The organism is Streptomyces sp. NPDC059201 (genome assembly GCF_042754585.1).
GTDB lineage: Bacteria > Actinomycetota > Actinomycetes > Streptomycetales > Streptomycetaceae > Streptomyces.
Genome location: NZ_JBHZBB010000001.1, coordinates 1,106,057 through 1,121,558, shown reverse-complemented (window position 1 = coordinate 1,121,558; position 15,502 = coordinate 1,106,057). Strand labels below are relative to the sequence as shown.

General features: G+C 74.7%; 14 protein-coding genes and 1 riboswitch. Of the genes, 3 read left to right on the top strand and 11 right to left on the bottom strand.

The genetic code is table 11. The features are described from left to right. Window positions 1-88 precede the first annotated feature (88 nt). Window positions 89-2,113: an FAD-dependent oxidoreductase gene (locus ACFXMG_RS04965; protein WP_383819173.1), complete on the bottom strand. Its 2,025-nt coding sequence runs from the start codon at window positions 2,111-2,113 to the stop codon at window positions 89-91. Window positions 2,114-2,289: 176 nt separating this feature from the next. Further along, window positions 2,290-3,291 (bottom strand): helix-turn-helix domain-containing protein, encoded by a 1,002-nt coding sequence (locus ACFXMG_RS04960; RefSeq protein WP_383819175.1) that lies wholly within the window; start codon window positions 3,289-3,291, stop codon window positions 2,290-2,292. Window positions 3,292-3,438: 147 nt separating this feature from the next. Between ACFXMG_RS04960 and ACFXMG_RS04955 the strand changes: the two genes are divergently transcribed. Both ACFXMG_RS04955 and ACFXMG_RS04950 read left to right on the top strand, forming a co-directional pair. Beyond that, a complete protein-coding gene (locus ACFXMG_RS04955) occupies window positions 3,439-7,203 on the top strand; it encodes a S8 family serine peptidase (RefSeq protein ID WP_383819177.1) in 3,765 nt (1,254 codons plus the stop codon). 71 nt (window positions 7,204-7,274) lie between these two features. Beyond that, entirely contained in the window at window positions 7,275-7,796 is a 522-nt protein-coding gene (locus ACFXMG_RS04950) for a hypothetical protein (protein ID WP_383819179.1), read from the top strand. Window positions 7,797-7,841: 45 nt separating this feature from the next. Here the strand turns inward: ACFXMG_RS04950 and ACFXMG_RS04945 are convergent, their stop codons facing one another. The 8 genes from ACFXMG_RS04945 to ACFXMG_RS04910 all read right to left on the bottom strand — a co-directional run bounded on the left by ACFXMG_RS04945 (window position 7,842) and on the right by ACFXMG_RS04910 (window position 13,777). Then, window positions 7,842-8,684, bottom strand: a complete 843-nt coding sequence (locus ACFXMG_RS04945; RefSeq protein WP_383819180.1) for an ATP-binding cassette domain-containing protein — start codon at window positions 8,682-8,684, stop codon at window positions 7,842-7,844. Further along, on the bottom strand, window positions 8,681-9,430 hold the full coding sequence (cbiQ, locus tag ACFXMG_RS04940) for a cobalt ECF transporter T component CbiQ (protein ID WP_383819182.1): 750 nt from the start codon (window positions 9,428-9,430) through the stop codon (window positions 8,681-8,683). The genes ACFXMG_RS04945 and cbiQ overlap by 4 nt, the downstream gene beginning before the upstream one ends. A 6-nt stretch (window positions 9,431-9,436) precedes the next feature. Further along, window positions 9,437-9,787 (bottom strand): energy-coupling factor ABC transporter substrate-binding protein, encoded by a 351-nt coding sequence (locus ACFXMG_RS04935; RefSeq protein ID WP_383819183.1) that lies wholly within the window; start codon window positions 9,785-9,787, stop codon window positions 9,437-9,439. After that, window positions 9,787-10,482, bottom strand: coding sequence for an energy-coupling factor ABC transporter permease (locus ACFXMG_RS04930; RefSeq protein WP_383819185.1), 696 nt, complete (start codon window positions 10,480-10,482; stop codon window positions 9,787-9,789). Before ACFXMG_RS04930 ends, ACFXMG_RS04935 begins: the two co-directional genes overlap by 1 nt. A 28-nt stretch (window positions 10,483-10,510) precedes the next feature. Further along, a riboswitch (cobalamin riboswitch) is annotated at window positions 10,511-10,733 on the bottom strand. Between the two features lie 188 nt (window positions 10,734-10,921). Beyond that, window positions 10,922-11,362 carry a PTS-dependent dihydroxyacetone kinase phosphotransferase subunit DhaM gene (locus ACFXMG_RS04925; protein WP_383819186.1) on the bottom strand — a complete coding sequence of 147 codons (441 nt, stop codon included), beginning with the start codon at window positions 11,360-11,362 and terminating at the stop codon, window positions 10,922-10,924. Further along, window positions 11,359-11,967, bottom strand: coding sequence for a dihydroxyacetone kinase subunit DhaL (dhaL, locus tag ACFXMG_RS04920; protein ID WP_383819187.1), 609 nt, complete (start codon window positions 11,965-11,967; stop codon window positions 11,359-11,361). Before dhaL ends, ACFXMG_RS04925 begins: the two co-directional genes overlap by 4 nt. Before the next feature lie 7 nt (window positions 11,968-11,974). Further along, window positions 11,975-12,967 (bottom strand): dihydroxyacetone kinase subunit DhaK, encoded by a 993-nt coding sequence (dhaK, locus tag ACFXMG_RS04915; protein ID WP_383819189.1) that lies wholly within the window; start codon window positions 12,965-12,967, stop codon window positions 11,975-11,977. Window positions 12,968-13,093: 126 nt separating this feature from the next. Then, window positions 13,094-13,777 carry an SMI1/KNR4 family protein gene (locus ACFXMG_RS04910; protein WP_383819191.1) on the bottom strand — a complete coding sequence of 228 codons (684 nt, stop codon included), beginning with the start codon at window positions 13,775-13,777 and terminating at the stop codon, window positions 13,094-13,096. A gap of 122 nt (window positions 13,778-13,899) precedes the next feature. On the opposite strand from ACFXMG_RS04910, the gene ACFXMG_RS04905 reads away from it, so the two are divergent. Beyond that, complete coding sequence (locus ACFXMG_RS04905) at window positions 13,900-14,196, top strand: hypothetical protein (protein ID WP_383819192.1); 297 nt, start codon at window positions 13,900-13,902, stop codon at window positions 14,194-14,196. Between the two features lie 7 nt (window positions 14,197-14,203). On the opposite strand, the gene ACFXMG_RS04900 is transcribed toward ACFXMG_RS04905, so the two are convergent. After that, on the bottom strand, window positions 14,204-15,433 hold the full coding sequence (locus ACFXMG_RS04900) for an MFS transporter (RefSeq protein ID WP_383819194.1): 1,230 nt from the start codon (window positions 15,431-15,433) through the stop codon (window positions 14,204-14,206). Window positions 15,434-15,502 lie beyond the last annotated feature (69 nt).

The window sequence follows — 15,502 nt, the reverse complement described above, 5'->3', positions numbered from 1 at the left end:
CTCGGCCGGCCACGCTGATCACGGGGCGGAGGTCACAGGGCGGAGGACACGGCGTGGACCCCACCGAGTGGGCGTCACGGCGTGGACGTCACAGCGTCGCGGCCAGGCGCGTGCCCTGGTCGATCGCGCGCTTCGCGTCCAGTTCGGCGGCGACGTCGGCCCCGCCGATGAGGTGCGCCGTGCGGCCGGCGGCGACCAGCTCCTCGTACAGGCCCCGGCGGGGCTCCTGGCCGGAGCAGAGGACGATCGTGTCCACGGGCAGCAGCTGCCGCTCGCCGTCGACGGTGAGGTGCAGGCCCTCGTCGTCGATCCGGTCGTAGGTGACGCCCGCGACCATGGCGACGCCCCGGTGCTTGAGCTCGGTGCGGTGGATCCAGCCGGTGGTCTTGCCGAGCCCGGCGCCGACCTTGGTGGTCTTGCGCTGGAGCAGGTGGACCTGGCGCGGCGGCGCGTTCCGCTCAGGCACGCGCAGCCCGCCCCGGTTCTCGTACGAGGTGTCGACGCCCCACTGGCGGAAGTAGGTCTCGGGGTCCTGGCTCGCGCCCTCGCCGCCGTCGGTCAGGAACTCGGCGACGTCGAAGCCGATGCCGCCGGCGCCGATGACGGCCACCCGCTCGCCGACCGGGGCGCCGTCGCGGAGCACGTCGAGGTAGCTGAGGACGCTCGGGTGGTCCTGGCCCTCGATGCCGGGGTCGCGGGGGGTGACGCCGGTGGCGACGACGACCTCGTCGAAGCCGTCGAGGTCGGCGGCGGAGACATGGGTGTCGAGGCGGACGTCGATGCCGTGCTCGGCGAGCTGGACGCGGAAGTAGCGCAGCGTCTCGTCGAACTCCTCCTTGCCGGGGATCCGCTTGGCGACGTTCAGCTGGCCGCCGATCTCGGAGGCGGCGTCGAAGAGGGTCACGGCGTGGCCGCGCTCGGCCGCCGAGACGGCGCAGGAGAGGCCGGCCGGACCGGCGCCGACGACGGCGACGCGCTTGGCGAGCCGGGTGGGGGAGAGGACCAGCTCGGTCTCGTGGCAGGCGCGCGGGTTGACCAGGCAGGAGGTGATCTTGAGGTTGAAGGTGTGGTCCAGGCACGCCTGGTTGCAGCCGATGCAGGTGTTGATGGTCTCGGAGCGGCCTGCTGCCGCCTTGTTCACGAAGGCGGGGTCGGCGAGGAAGGGCCGGGCGAGCGAGACGAGGTCGGCGCGGCCGTCGGCCAGGATCTCCTCCGCGACCTCGGGGGTGTTGATGCGGTTGCTGGTGACGAGCGGCACCGACACCGCGCCCATCAGCTTCTTCGTCACCCAGGTGTAGGCGCCGCGCGGGACGGAGGTGGCGATGGTGGGGATGCGGGCCTCGTGCCAGCCGATGCCGGTGTTGATGATCGTGGCACCGGCCGCCTCGATCTCCTTGGCGAGCCGGACGACCTCCTCCAGCGTGGAGCCGCCGGGGACGAGGTCCAGCATCGAGAGCCGGTAGACGATGATGAAGTCGGCGCCGACGCGCTCGCGGATCCGGCGCACGATCTCCAGCGGGAAGCGGACCCGGTTCTCGTAGGAGCCGCCCCAGCGGTCGGTGCGCTGGTTGGTCGCGGCGGCGATGAACTCGTTGATGAGGTAGCCCTCGGAGCCCATCACCTCGACGCCGTCGTAGCCGGCCTCGCGGGCCAGCTCGGCGCAGCGCGCGTAGTCCTCGACGGTCTGTTCGACCTCCGCCTCGGTCAGCTCGTTCGGTACGAAGGGGCTGATCGGCGCCTGGATCGCGCTCGGGGCCACCAGGCCGGGGTGGTAGGCGTACCGCCCGAAGTGGAGGATCTGCATCGCGATCCGGCCGCCCTCGCCGTGCACCGCGTCGGTGATCAGCCGGTGCTCGGCGACCTCCTCGGCGGTGGTCAGCTTGGCGCCGCCGTCCCAGGGCCGCCCGGCCTCGTTGGGGGCGATGCCCCCGGTGACGATGAGGCCGGCGCCGCCGCGGGCCCGCTCGGCGTAGAAGGCGGCCATCCGCTCGAAGCCGTGCTCGGTCTCCTCCAGGCCGACGTGCATCGAGCCCATGATCACCCGGTTGGGCAGGGTGGTGAAGCCGAGGTCGAGCGGGCTGAGCAGATGCGGGTACGGGGTCGTCGCGGTCACGGGGCGCCTCCTCGCGCAGGGATCGTCGCACCCTGTTGTAGGTGACGCGCCCACCCTTATGCAACTAGTTGCAGAAGGTTGGGGGTGTGATGGTTACTACTCGGTACGAGCGAGGCGGGCACGACGGCGGGCACGACGGCGGGCCCGGCGACGGCTCCTGCCGGCCCCCACGCCTCTCACCTCCCCGCCGCCGGCGGCGATCCCCCGATCCACCCCAGCTCGTACGCGCGCCACCCCAGCTGGATCCGGGTGGTCGCCCCCGCCAGGTCCATCAGCCCCTTCACCCGCCGCTTCACCGTGCGCAGGCCCAGCCGCAGCTGCTTGCCGATGCTCGCGTCGGTCATGCCGACCAGCAGCAGGGCGAGGATCCGCAGGTCCGTCGCGTCGGGCCCGGCCGGCTCGTCCTCGACCAGCTCGCCGCCGCGCCCGAGCTGGACCGGCAGCGCCTGCCGCCAGACCCGCTCGAAGACGTTCATCAGCAGGTCGAGCACCCCGCTCGCGTGGACCACCAGCGCCGTCGGCTCGAAGCCGTGGTCGCCCAGCGGCACCATCGCCAGCGCCCGGTCGGCCACCACCAGCTTGGTCGGGACCTTCTCGACCAGCCGGACCTCCTGCCGGCGCCCGAGCCCCAGGGCCAGTTCGGTGAGCTGGCCCGGCAGCGCCAGCGCCTCCCGCTCCAGCACCACCCGGTAGGCGACACCACGGGCCACGGCCGCGTCCTCGACCGGGTTCTCCGTCGGCGCCACGGCGACCGGCGCGCCGGTGACCAGCACGCACAGCTCCTCCGCCACGCCCATCTGCAACTGGAGGAACCGGTGCGCGACCGCGCTCGCCCCCGTCACCACCTCCACCAGGTCGTGCACCGCGGGCTCCGCCGCCTCCGACCGGTAGGCGTCCGCCAGCAGCGCCGCCGTCCGCTCCGCCCCGTCGAGCACCTGCCGCTGCCGGGTGAGCAGCGCGCCCAGCGCGACCCCGGGCGGAGCCGGTACCCACCGCCCCGCCCCGGCGTGCGGCCGGGCCGCGAGCCCCTGCTCCTCCAGCGCGCGCAGCGCCTCGGTCACGGCGGTCTCCCCGAGCCCGAGGCGCTGCGCGAGTCCCGCCGGTCCGGCGCCGCCGAGCCGGACGAGGGCGCGGTACGCCGCCTCCTGCGTGTCGTCGAGTCCGATCGCTGCGAACATGCGCGACCCCCTTTCCGGAGGGTCTCCTTCCACGGCGCCCGTGGCGGGAAACGGTCGCGGCACCTTCCCGCCTCTCCTCGCTGTTCCGCCCCTCCCGTGCCCTTTGCCAAGGTGTCGCCACCGCACAGCAACGATCAAGGGAGAACGATGCGCCCGATATCGCGTACGGCCCTGGGGGCGGCGACCGCCGCCGTCCTGGCCGTCACCGCGCTGACGCCCTCCGTGGCCGCCCGACCGGCGTCCACCGCCCCCGGCGACAGACCCCTCGTCGGCACGCCGGAAGCCGCCCGGCACGAGGGCGGCCCCGTGACCGTCACCCTCGTGACCGGCGACCGTGTCCTGGTGGCCGCGGACGGCACCGGCCGCGCCGCCGCGACGGCGCTGCCCCGCGAGGACGGCACCGTCCCGCTCCTGGAGACCCGCCACTCCGGCGGGGACCTGTACGTCTACCCGGACGGCGCCGCGGGACCGCTCGCCGCCGACCGCGTCGACGAGGAACTCTTCAACGTCACCGGCCTCATCCGGCAGGGCTACGACGACGCCCGCACCACCGCCCTGCCGCTGATCGCCGTCTACGACTCCTCCGTCGACGTCGCCCGCGCCGTCCCCGCCTCCCCGCGCGGCGCCGCCCGCGGCCCCGTCCTCACGGCGGCCCACGGCGTGGCGCTCCAGGCCGACAAGGAGAAGGCCGCCGCCTTCTGGGCCGACATCACCTCGCCCCGCTCCCGCGCCGGCGCCGACGTCCGGAAGCTCTGGCTGGACCGCAAGGTCGAGGCGACGCTCGAACAGTCCACCGCCCAGGTCGGCGCCGACCTCGCCTGGGCCGCCGGCTACGACGGCGCGGGCACCAAGGTGGCCGTCCTCGACACCGGCGCCGACACCGAACACCCGGACCTCAAGGGCCGGATCACCGCCTCCCGCAACTTCACCGACTCGAAGGACGCCACCGATCGCCAGGGCCACGGCACCCACACCAGCTCCACCGTGGGCGGCTCCGGCGCGGCGAGCGACGGCAGGAACAAGGGCGTCGCGCCGGGCGCGGAACTCCTCAACGGCAAGGTCCTCAACGACGGCGGCTCCGGCGCCACGTCCTGGATCATCGCGGGCATGCAGTGGGCCGTCGACAACGGCGCCGACGTCGTCTCCATGAGCCTCGGCGACCCCACCCCCACCGACTGCACCGACCCGATGAGCGCCGCCACCGAGCAGCTCGCCCGGTCCTCCGACGCCCTGTTCGTCGTCGCCGCCGGAAACACGGGACCGGGACTGAACACCGTCTCCTCGCCCGGCTGCGCCCCCAGCGTCCTCACCGTCGGAGCCGTCGACCGCGACGACTCCACCGCCCCCTTCTCCAGCCGCGGCCCGACCCCCGTCACCCACACCCTCAAGCCCGAGATCGCCGCCCCCGGCGTCGGCATCTCCGCCGCCGCCGCGGGCGGACGCGGGGTGTACGCCTACCGCGCGATGTCCGGTACGTCGATGGCCACCCCGCACGTCGCCGGAGCCGCCGCCATCCTCAGGCAGCGGCACCCCGACTGGACGCCCCAGGAGATCAAGGCGGCCCTCGTCTCCTCGGCGAAGGCCGACATCCCCGGCGACGCCCGCGAGACCGGCGGAGGCCGGCTCGACGTCAAGGCGGCCCTCGACGCGACGGTGCTCGGCGCGCCCGCCGTCCAGGGCGGCTCCTTCGCCTGGCCGCAGAGCACCGCCGACCGCACCACGGTCACCCTCCCGTACACCAACACGGGCGACCGGCCGGTGACGCTCGACCTGGACCTCCAGCGCGTGACCGGCAACGACGGCTCCCGCGTCCGCTCCCGGATCGCGCGCCTCGGCACGGACCGCGTCACCGTCCCCGCCGGAGCCACCGTCCAGGTCCCGCTCAGGCTGGACCCGGCCGCACGCCTGGACGCCGCCCAGTACGGCGACCTCACCGGCCGCGTCCTCGCCACCGCCGACGGCGTCCGCGTCTCCACCCCCTTCTCCCTGTACGTGGAGCCCCGCACCGTCACCCTGCGGGTGAAGACCCTCGACCGGCTCGGCCGCCCGGCCTCGGGCGCCTCCGCGCTCGACGTCGTCAGCACCGACACCGCCACCGGTGAGCGCCGCTACCACCAGGGCGCGGCGGAGCAGACGTACCGGCTGCGCCCCGGCAGCTACTTCCTGTCCTCCTTCGTCGTCACCCCCGACAGCGGCGAGGGCGCCAGGCTCGCCGACTCGATCACCTACCTGAGCCGCCCGCAGATCGAGCTGACGAAGGACACCACCGTCGTCCTCGACGCCCGCCGGGCCCACCGGCTGAAGCCGCGGACCGACCGCCCGACCGAGGTGCGCAGCGGGATGCTGAGCTTCTCGCGGTCCTGGGACGACACCTGGGGACACGCCGGGACCCTCTCCGGCGGCCGTACCGTCCGCGGCTACTACGCCTCCGTCGACGGCCGGGCGCGCGACGGGGACTTCACGTTCACGAGCTACTGGCGGGCCGCGGCGCCGCTGCTCTCCGAGTTCGCCGTCGCCGGTGGCGAACGCCTTCACCCCATCACCGCCTCGGCGGGCTCCGTCAACCTCGACGGCAAGGGCCAGGCGCCCCTCGTCGACGCGGGGACCGGCACGCCGGCCGAACTCGCCGCCGCCGGGGTCCAGGGCAGGATCGCCCTGGTCCGGATCGCGGACGGCGCGACGAGCGTCTCCCTCCAGGCCCACCACGCCAAGGCCGCCGGCGCCAAGGCCGTCCTCGCCCACCGCGCCGCCCCCGGCCGCTGGCAGCCCGCCATCGGCGCCACCACCGAACTCCCGGTCCTCGCCGTCGAGTCCGCCGAGGCCGGCGCCCTGCTGGACCGGCTGGCGAAGGGCGAGGTCGCGCTCCGCTGGAAGGGCGTCGCCCAGAGCCCGTACACGTACACCCTCGCCTTCCCGGAGCGCGGCGAGATCGACGAGGACCGCACGTACCGCGTCGACGACGACCGGCTCGGCCGGACCACGTCCACGTACCACTCCATGGGCGTCGCCGCCGACTACATCGACGCCGTGCTGGCCGCCCGGCCGGACGGCTCGCGGGTCCTGGTGCCCTTCGACAGCGTCGCGGTGCCCGGCACCCGTACCGACTTCCACAGCCCCGGCGACACCACCTGGCAGCGTTACCTCTCCAGCAGCTTCCCCTGGGGCGAGTCCATGGTCGCGGCGCCGCGCGCCTACAAGGCGGGGGAGCGACGCGCCGAGCACTGGTACGACGGCGTCATCGCCCCCCGCGCGCCGATCGACGCCGCCGGTGAGCCCCGGCTCGCCGCCGAGCGCCAGGGCGACCTGATCGGCGTCGCCACCGGGATGTGGGGCGACGGCACCCGCCACGCCGAGGCCGGATCGTTCGGCGACATCGGCAACCTGAAGCTGCGCCGCGACGGGCAGCAGATCGGTAGCTCCATCTATCCGTACGGCGTCTTCGACGTCCCGGCGGAGGAAGGCGCGTACGAACTGGAGCAGTTCATCCAGAAGATCAGCGCGCCGGCCAAGGTCTGGCAGCGGTCGACGGCGGTCAGCACCGTCTGGCGCTTCCGCTCCGCACGGGACGAGAACGTCTACTCCCAGCCCGTCCCGCTCCTCTTCCCGCGCCTCGGGCTGCCCGAGGACGGAGCCAAGACGCTCGCCGCGCGGTCCGGGCAGAGGATCACCCTGAGGGCGACCGGCCACGGCGGCTACACCCCCGCCGCCCTGGTCTCCGCCTCCCTGTCGTACTCGTACGACGGCGGCGCGACCTGGACCGAGGCCCCCGTCACCCGGCGCGACGGCACGTGGACCGCGACCCTGGACCACACCGGAGCCGGCGGCAAGCAGGTCACGCTGCGGGCCGAACTGGCCGACGCGAACGGCAACTCCGTCCGCCAGACGGTCACCCGCGCCTACGACGTGCGCTGACCCGGAGGCCCCGCCGGACGTCCCCCCTCCCGGGCGGACGCCCGGCGGGGCCCGCGCCTAGGGTGAGCCGCATGGGAGGGACACTCACCCACGAGGGCAGCGCCTTCGTGAACTTCCGGCACCACACCTTCGCCGAGCGGTACGCGCACGCGTACCGCTGGGCCGACGTGAAGCGCTTCCGCCTCCCCGACCCCTCCGCCACCGACCGCGACCTCCTCGCCGCGCTCATCGCCCACGAGCAGTTCCGGGACGACTACGCGGGCGGAGGCGTGGACCCCGACGGCATCCGGCACGGCGAGTACTGGCTCCGCCTCGTCACCCCCGAGGCGTACGAGCGGATCGACCGGGAGCGGGCCGCCCGGCTCCTGGAGACCTGGGCCGGGCAGCACGGCCCCGTCCCCGGCTCGCTCGCCGAGGCCCTGCGCCGCGAGGTGTACGACGCGCTGGCGGAGGCGGACGCCGTCCACCACCTCACGGGGCTCGGGGAGGACGCGTACCACGACTGGGCGAGCGTCCACGGCGAGTTCCACGAACTCGTCCTCGTCGACCGCCGGGCCGGACGGCTCACCCTCGTCGTCGCCGCCGACGACTGAAGCCGCCCCTCTGAAGCCGCCCCTCAGCCCACCTGACCAAGGCCCTCAACCCACCTGACCGAGCAGCGCGTCCAGGTCCTCCGCCGTGCGCGGAGCCGGTACGCCCTCCGGGAGCAGACCCTGCGCGCGGAGCAGGCGACCGACCGGGACCGCCCACGGGCGGCGCAGCCGGGCCGCCGCGAGCAGGGCGTCGTCGGCGAGCAGTTCGGCGGCCGGGCCGGTGCGCAGACCGGCCGGGGAGAGGACGGCGGCCTCGTCGGCCCAGCGCAGCGCCAGGTCCACGTCGTGCGTGGCCATGACCACGGTGGTCCCCGCCGCCCGCAGCCGCTCCAGGGTCTCCAGGAGGCGTTCCTGCCCGTGCGGGTCGAGGCCCGCCGTCGGCTCGTCCATGATCAGGACCCGGGGGCGCATCGCGACCGCGCCCGCGATCGCCGCCCGCTTCCGCTGCCCGTAGGAGAGCAGGTGCGTCGGCCGGTCCGCGAGCGCCGTGATGTCCAGCGCCTCCAGCGCCTCGGCCACCCGGAGCCGTACCTCCTCCTCCGGCAGCCCCAGGTTCATCGGCCCGAAGGACACGTCCTGCGCCACCGAGGCGGCGAAGAGCTGGTCGTCCGGGTCCTGCACCACCAGCTGCACCGAGGTCCGCAGCCGCGTCAGCCCCTTCCGGTCGTACGCCACCTCCGTACCGTCCAGGAGCAGTGCCCCCTCCCCGCAGCGCAGCCCGCCGCTCAGCAGCCGCAGCAGCGTCGTCTTCCCGCCGCCGTTGCGCCCGAGCAGCGCGACCGCCCGGCCCTCCGCCACCGCGAACCCGACATCCGTGAGGACGGCCGGCCCGTCCTCGTACGCGAAACCCGCGCGCACCAGCTCCACGACCGGGGTGGGGGGCGTCATGGCAGGAACCTTTCCAGTACGAGGGTGAGGGCGACGAGCCCCGCGAGGAGACCGCCCGTCGCCGCGAGGAACGGGCGGGAGACCGGCGCCTCGGGCAGCAGCACCCGCAGCGTCCCGTCGTAGCCGCGCCCGGCGAGGCCGGTCTGGAGCCGCTGCGCCCGGTCGAAGGCGCGGACGAAGGAGGTCGCGCCGAGCCCGGCCAGCGACCGCCACACGGCCGCCCGGGTCGTCGCCCCGAGCCGCGCCGCCTGCGCCTGCCGCACCTTGGCCTGCGCGTCGAGCAGCAGGAACACGATCCGGTACATCACCAGGGCCACGTCCACCACGGGCGCCGGCACCCCGGCCCGCACCAGGCGCGGCAGCACGTCCGACACCGGCGTGGTGAAGGCGAACAGCAGCACCCCCAGCGAGGCCGAGGCCGTCCGCAGCAGCAACTCCCCGGCGTGCACGGGCCCGTCCGGAGCCCAGGACACCGCGCCCCCCGGCCCGCCCACCGCGAACAGCAGCGGGACGGCACCGGTGACGCAGAAGCCCAGCGGGATCCGGAAGGCCCGCCACAGCTGCCGGCCCGGCACACCGGCCGGACCGAGCAGCACGGCGAGGGTGGCCGCCGCGACCAGGACCGCGCCCGGCCACGGCGGCAGACACACCGCGCAGAGGGTCAGGCCGAAACCGAGCGCGGCCTTCTCCGCCGGATGGCGGCGGCGCCAGCGACTGGCGTGCGCCGCCGCGTCGATCGGCAGCACCGGCGGCTACGCGTCCGCGTCCGCGGCCCGCGCCCCGCTCTCCGGGCCCGCCGCCGCGCGCTCCTCGCCCTGTCTCCGGCCGCGCCGCAGCCCGAAGTAGTACGCGAGCACACCGGCGCCCAGTGCTGCCTGGAGGGCGAACAGCGCCGACTCGATCTCGCCGGACGGCGGCTCGTACAGGGGGCTGAACCACGGCTCGTAGTCCGGCTTGATCTCGGTGATCGCCGTCTCGGCCTCCGCGTCGGCGCCGGCGAACGGCTCCTCCTTGTGGTCGCCGAGACCGAGCGCCAGCGGCAGCACCGCCAGCAGCGCCACGAGCCCCAGCAGCAGGGCGTTGATCTTCGTGTTCCGGCTCATCACGCCGCCGCCTCCTCGCGTCGCTTCGACTCCGGCCGGGCGAGCACGCCCAGCCGCAGCAGGTCTCCCTTGCTGGACTGCTGGAGCAGCCGCATCACCAGGACGGTCAGCAGCCCCTCGCTCACGGCGAGCGGGATCTGCGTCACCGCGAAGATGGAGCCGAACTTCGCCAGCGAACCGGCGATGCCGCTGCCCGGGTCGGGGAACGCGACGGCAAGCTGGACGCTGGTCACGCAGTACGTGGACAGGTCCGCGACGAACGCGCCGAAGAAGACGCTCACCATCAGCGGCGCACCGGACCGCTTCAGCAGCACGTACGTGCCGTAGCCCGCCCAGGGGCCGACGATCGCCATCGAGAAGACGTTCGCCCCCAGGGTGGTCAGCCCGCCGTGGGCGAGCAGCAGCGCCTGGAAGAGCAGCGTGATGGTGCCGAGCACCGCCATGATCGGCGGCCGGAACAGGATCGCGCCCAGTCCCGTGCCCGTCGGGTGGGAGCAACTGCCGGTGACGGAAGGCAGTTTGAGCGCGGAAAGAACGAACGTGAAGGCGCCGGAGGCGCCGAGCAGCAGGGTGGACTCGGGGTTGGCGCGCACCTCGCGGGTGAGCGCGCGGACGCCGTGGACGACGAACGGGGCCGATGCGACGCCCCAGGCGGCCGCATGAACAGGGGGCAGATACCCCTCGGCGATATGCATGATCGGGAGACCCTCTCCAGCACCTCGTGGATGGACAACGCGCCCTGGCCGGTCTCCTGGCTGACGGTAGTGACGTCCGACTCCGCCTTCCCACCCCACGACGGTCTCCCGCGGTGGGGCAGTGGCTTCCCCTGAGGGACGGAGCCTGACCTCCCGATCACAGTGGCGAGGGCCGCACCGGTACTGCACCGGTTTCCCGAACACCAAGGCGCTGTGACATTAGTGTGTTGACCTGCTTCATCACAATGCGGGGTCGGTCACGTGCGCTGTGGAGTTCCGCGCGGGGCGGCTTCGCCGGGGCCGTTGCCGGGCCTGTTGTCGGGCCCGGTGTCAGACCCCCGCACTAGCGTGGACATGTCCTAGTGCGTTGCTGCTACTCGGACCGGGGCGCCCCCGGCGGCGTGGAACCCAGCCGGGGCGCCCCTTCCGTCGAGCGGCCTCAGACCTTGCGGTAGGTGTACGCCTCCGAGGCCGCGGCCGCCACCGCGTCGAGACCGGCGCCGGTGCTCGCCGTCACCAGCGCGGCCACCGCGCCCTCCACGAAGGGGGCGTCCACGAGCCGCGTCCCCTCCGGCAGTTCGTCGCCCTCCGCGAGCAGCGCCTTCACGGTGAGGACCGCGCTGCCCAGGTCCACCAGGACGGCCACCCCGGCCCCCGCGTCCACGGCCTTCGCGGCCGACGCGATCAGCTCGGCGCTGGTGCCGAGCCCCCCGTCGGGGCCTCCGCCCGCCGCCGCGACCGGCGCCAGGTCGCCGCCACCGGCGAGCCCCCGGGCCAGCTCCGCGACCGCCGCCGCGACGGCCGCGCTGTGCGAGACCAGCACGATCCCGACCCTGCCCTTGTTCTCGCTGTTCTCGCTGTTCTCGCTGTTCTCGCTCATGCGGCCGCCACCTCCTCCAGGGCGGCGAACAGCAGGGCCGAGGAGGTCGCCCCCGGGTCCTGGTGCCCGACCGACCGCTCGCCCAGATAGCTCGCCCGGCCCTTGCGGGCGCGCAGCGGGACGGTCGCGAGGGCACCCTCGTCGGCCGCGGTCCGCGCCGCGGCGAAGGACGCGCGCAGCGCGGCCACCGCCGGAGTCAGCGCGTCCAGCATCGTCTTGTCGCCCGGTACGGCCCCGCCGAGCTGCCCGACCGCCGCGACTCCGGCGGCCAGCGCGTCCGCGAGCTCCTCCCGCGTCACCTCCCCGCTGTCGCCGAGGGCCTTCCCGGCCCGCCGCAGCAGCGTCCCGTACAGCGGGCCGGAGGCGCCGCCCACCGTCGAGATGAGCTGCCGTCCGGCGGCCGTCAGGACCGCGCCCGGCGTCGCGGGCGGCTCCTTCGCCAGGGTCTCGGCGACGGCGGAGAAACCCCGCTTCAGATTGGCCCCGTGGTCCGCGTCGCCGATCGCCGAGTCCAGTTCGGTGAGGCGGTCGGCCTCGCGCTCCACGGCCCCGGCCGCCGCCACCATCCACCGCACCGCGACATCGGCGCCGTACGTCTGCGTCATCGCCCGCTCACCGGCCCCAGCGCAGCGCGGCCGTCGCCACCGGCGCGTCCCACAACCGCAGCAGCTCCTCGTCGGCCGCGCACACGGTCACCGAGCAGCCCGCCATGTCGAGCGAGGTCACGTAGTTCCCGACCAGCGTGCGCGCCACCGGCACCCGCCGGGCGTCCAGGACGCGCCGCACCTCCGCGTTGAACCCGTACAGCTCAAGGAGCGGCGTCCCGCCCATCCCGTTCACCAGCAGCAGGACGGGATCCGAGGGCCGCAGGTCGTCGAGGACCGCGTCGACGGCGACCTCGGCGATCTCCCGCGCGGTCATCATCCCGCGCCGCTCCCGCCCCGGCTCGCCGTGGATGCCGACGCCCAACTCCAGCTCCCCGGGCGGCAGATCAAAGGTGGGGCTGCCCTTCGCGGGCGTGGTGCAGGCGCTCAGCGCGACCCCGAACGACCGCGACCGCGCGACCACCCGCCGGGCCACCGCCTCCACCCGCTCCAGCGGCGCGCCCTCGTCGGCGGCCGCCCCGGCCAGCTTCTCCACGAAGAGCGTCGCCCCGGTCCCGCGCCGCCCCGCCGTGAACAGGCTGTCGGTGACGGCCACGTCGTCGTCGACGAGGACCTTCGCGACCTGGATCCCCTCGTCCTCGGCGAGCTCGGCGGCCATGTCGAAGTTGAGGACGTCCCCGGTGTAGTTCTTCACCACGAACAACACCCCCGCGCCACTGTCCACGGCGGCGGCGGCGCGCACCATCTGATCCGGCACGGGCGACGTGTACACCTCCCCGGGACAGGCCGCGTCCAGCATCCCCGGCCCCACGAACCCCGCGTGCAACGGCTCGTGCCCCGACCCGCCCCCCGACACCAGCGCCACCTTCCCCGCCACCGGCGCGTCCCGCCGCACCACCACCCGCCGCTCGACGTCCACCGTCAGCTCAGGATGCGCGGCGGCCAGCCCCCGCAGCCCATCGGCGACGACGGTCTCGGGCACGTTGATCAGCATCTTCACGGAACCTCCAGGGTTGTCGCGGGCCGGACACCGACGCCGCGTCGACGTCCCTGACGAGACGTCAGTCGGCCCTTGGGCGAACCGGCCTTCGCGCATGCGCGTCATGAGGTCATTATCGACGCGGCGTCACGGACGCGCATGCGCTCCGCGAGGGCTGAGGGGGCGCCAGCCGTCCTGTTCGTACGCGGGGTCGGGGTCGAACCAGCCCAGGCCGTCGCCCGTGGGGGACAGGTGGGGCAGCATGCCCAGGGTGCGGGTGGGGCGGGCCTCGGCGAGAGCGGCGGCGCCGTCCTCCAGCCACTCGGCCAGGCCGCAGCCCAGGGGCTCCAGCTCGTGGGCGTCGGCCCACGTGCCGAGCAGGCCCGTCTCCAGATCCAGGTACGTGCCGTCCAGCATCGTGTGCTGGGCGGACGCGGTGACCGGGACGTACCGCGCCGACGCGTCGCCCGCGTACGCCGACAGCGGGGAGGCGTGCGCGTCGAGGACGTGCCGGAGCGGCAGCCACGCCTGGCCGTCCGGCATGAAGTCGACCGCGTTCGCCCGCCGGTGCCAGGGATCGCCCTCACCCAGAGGAGGGAGCGGCTGCTCCCCGAACTCCTCCAGGTCGGCGCCGCGCACGCCGTCGTGCCGCAAGTAGAGCGCGCGGAGCCCGTCCGGGAAGCGCACCCCGAGGGCCCGCTCCGCCTCCGCGATCCGCTCAGGCGCGGCAGCGGGCCGCAGCAGCTCGTACGACGCGGGCGCGTGCCGGCTCAGCCACGCCTCGTACCGGCTCCATGCGGCTTCGATCCGTGCGGGCTCACTCGTCGTCATGTCCCTTGTGTCCTCTGTCAGTTGTACGTGATGCGGTGGGCGTCCCGGCGAGGAGTGGCGTGTTCCGGGCTCGGGTGCAGGGAACCACCTTCTCCTCGGAGGGCGTGGACGGGGGGTGGGCGATGCGTGACGCGACGCGCGGGCGGAAGCTGGTGCCCGTGGTGCAGGCGGTCATCGGGGTCGGGGGGTTCGGCGGCGGCATCGGCCTCTTCGCGTGGCTGGTCGCGGAGCGGGACGTGCCCTATGTCCTCGGTCTGGTGGTGGGCTGGTTGGTGATGATGGTCACCGCCGTCACGATCCTGATGCTGGAGTCGCGCGTGCGGGCCTCCGGCGGAGAGGGCTCCAGGGCGGGGGGCGAGCCGGGCGATCCGGCCGGCGACGGTGACGGCGGCGGCTGTGGGGGGTGCGGAGGGGCGTGACCCTCGCCTAGTGGTGGGGAGTCCGGGGAGTCCGGGGAGTCCGGGGTGTGTCGGCCACCGCCCACCGGACGGTCGCGGGCATGGCGAGTGCGGCGGCGGCGAAGAGTGCCGCCAGGGCCGTCCAGCCGGCGAGGCCGTGGGGGAGGACGAGGAGGGTCAGCAGGCCGGGGCCGAGTGCTGCCGAGAGGGACACGCCTGTCTGGTAGACGCCCTGGTAGGCGCCCTGGGCGTGTGGGGGAGCGAGGTCGTAGGAGAGGGTCCAGCTGCCCGCCTGCGAGGTGACCTCGCCCAGGGTGAGGAGGACGACGGCGGCCACCAGGACGGCGGCGGCCGTGCCGGGCGAGCGGTGCGCGGCGTACGCCGCCGTCACGCACGCGGCCGCCACGAGCAGGCCGCCCCGGCGGAAGGCGCGCGCCGCGCGCGACGGGCCCGTGACGTCGCGGGCCGCCCTGACCTGGAGGACGACCACGAGGGCGGTGTTGACGACCAGCAGCCCGCCGACGAGGGAGGCCGGTGCGCCGGTGTGGCCGAGCAGCCAGAGCGGCAGCGCCACTTCGAGGACGACGTACAGGGTGTTCACGATCGCGTTGAGCGCCGTGACGGCGAGGTAGGGCAGGTCCCGCAGAGGGTGGGCAGGGGGTGCGGCCTCGGCCGCGCGGCCTGTGCCGCGGCCCGTGGCCACGATCCTGCGGAGGGGGAGGAGCGCGAGGAGGAACGCGGCCGCCGTGACGCAGAGCGCCGCCCGGTAGGCGAGGTCGCCGCCGAAGACCGGCACGAGCGCGCCGAGAGCCGCGCCCGCCCCGATCCCCACGTTGTTGACTGCGCGCAGCAGCGCGAGGGCGCGGGTGCGGGTGGCGGAGGGGAGCGCCTCGGCGTACAGGGCGCCGCGCGCCGTCGCGTTGGCGCGGCCGCCGGCTGTGACGAGGCAGGCCAGGACGAGGAAGACCGGGAAGGCACCGGCGAGGGTGTACGCGGCCACCGCGGCCGCCTGGAGGACGTGCAGCCACGTCAGCACGCGCCGGGCCCCCCACCGGTCGCAGGCCCGCCCGGCCGGGATCGTGGCGAGGACCCCCACCAGCCCCGCCACCGTCAGCGCGACCCCGACCCGCGAGGCGGCGTACCCCAGCCCGAGCGTGAACCACAGCGTCGCGACGGAAAGAAACAGCCCGTTCCCCACCGCGTTCACCGCCAACAGCCCCGCGAGCCGCCGGACGACGGGGTCCCGGGCCAGCCGCACGGGCGGCGGTGGGGCTGGAACTGGAGCTGGAGCTGAGGCAGGGGCAGGAGCAGGGGCCGGGGAGGGGTG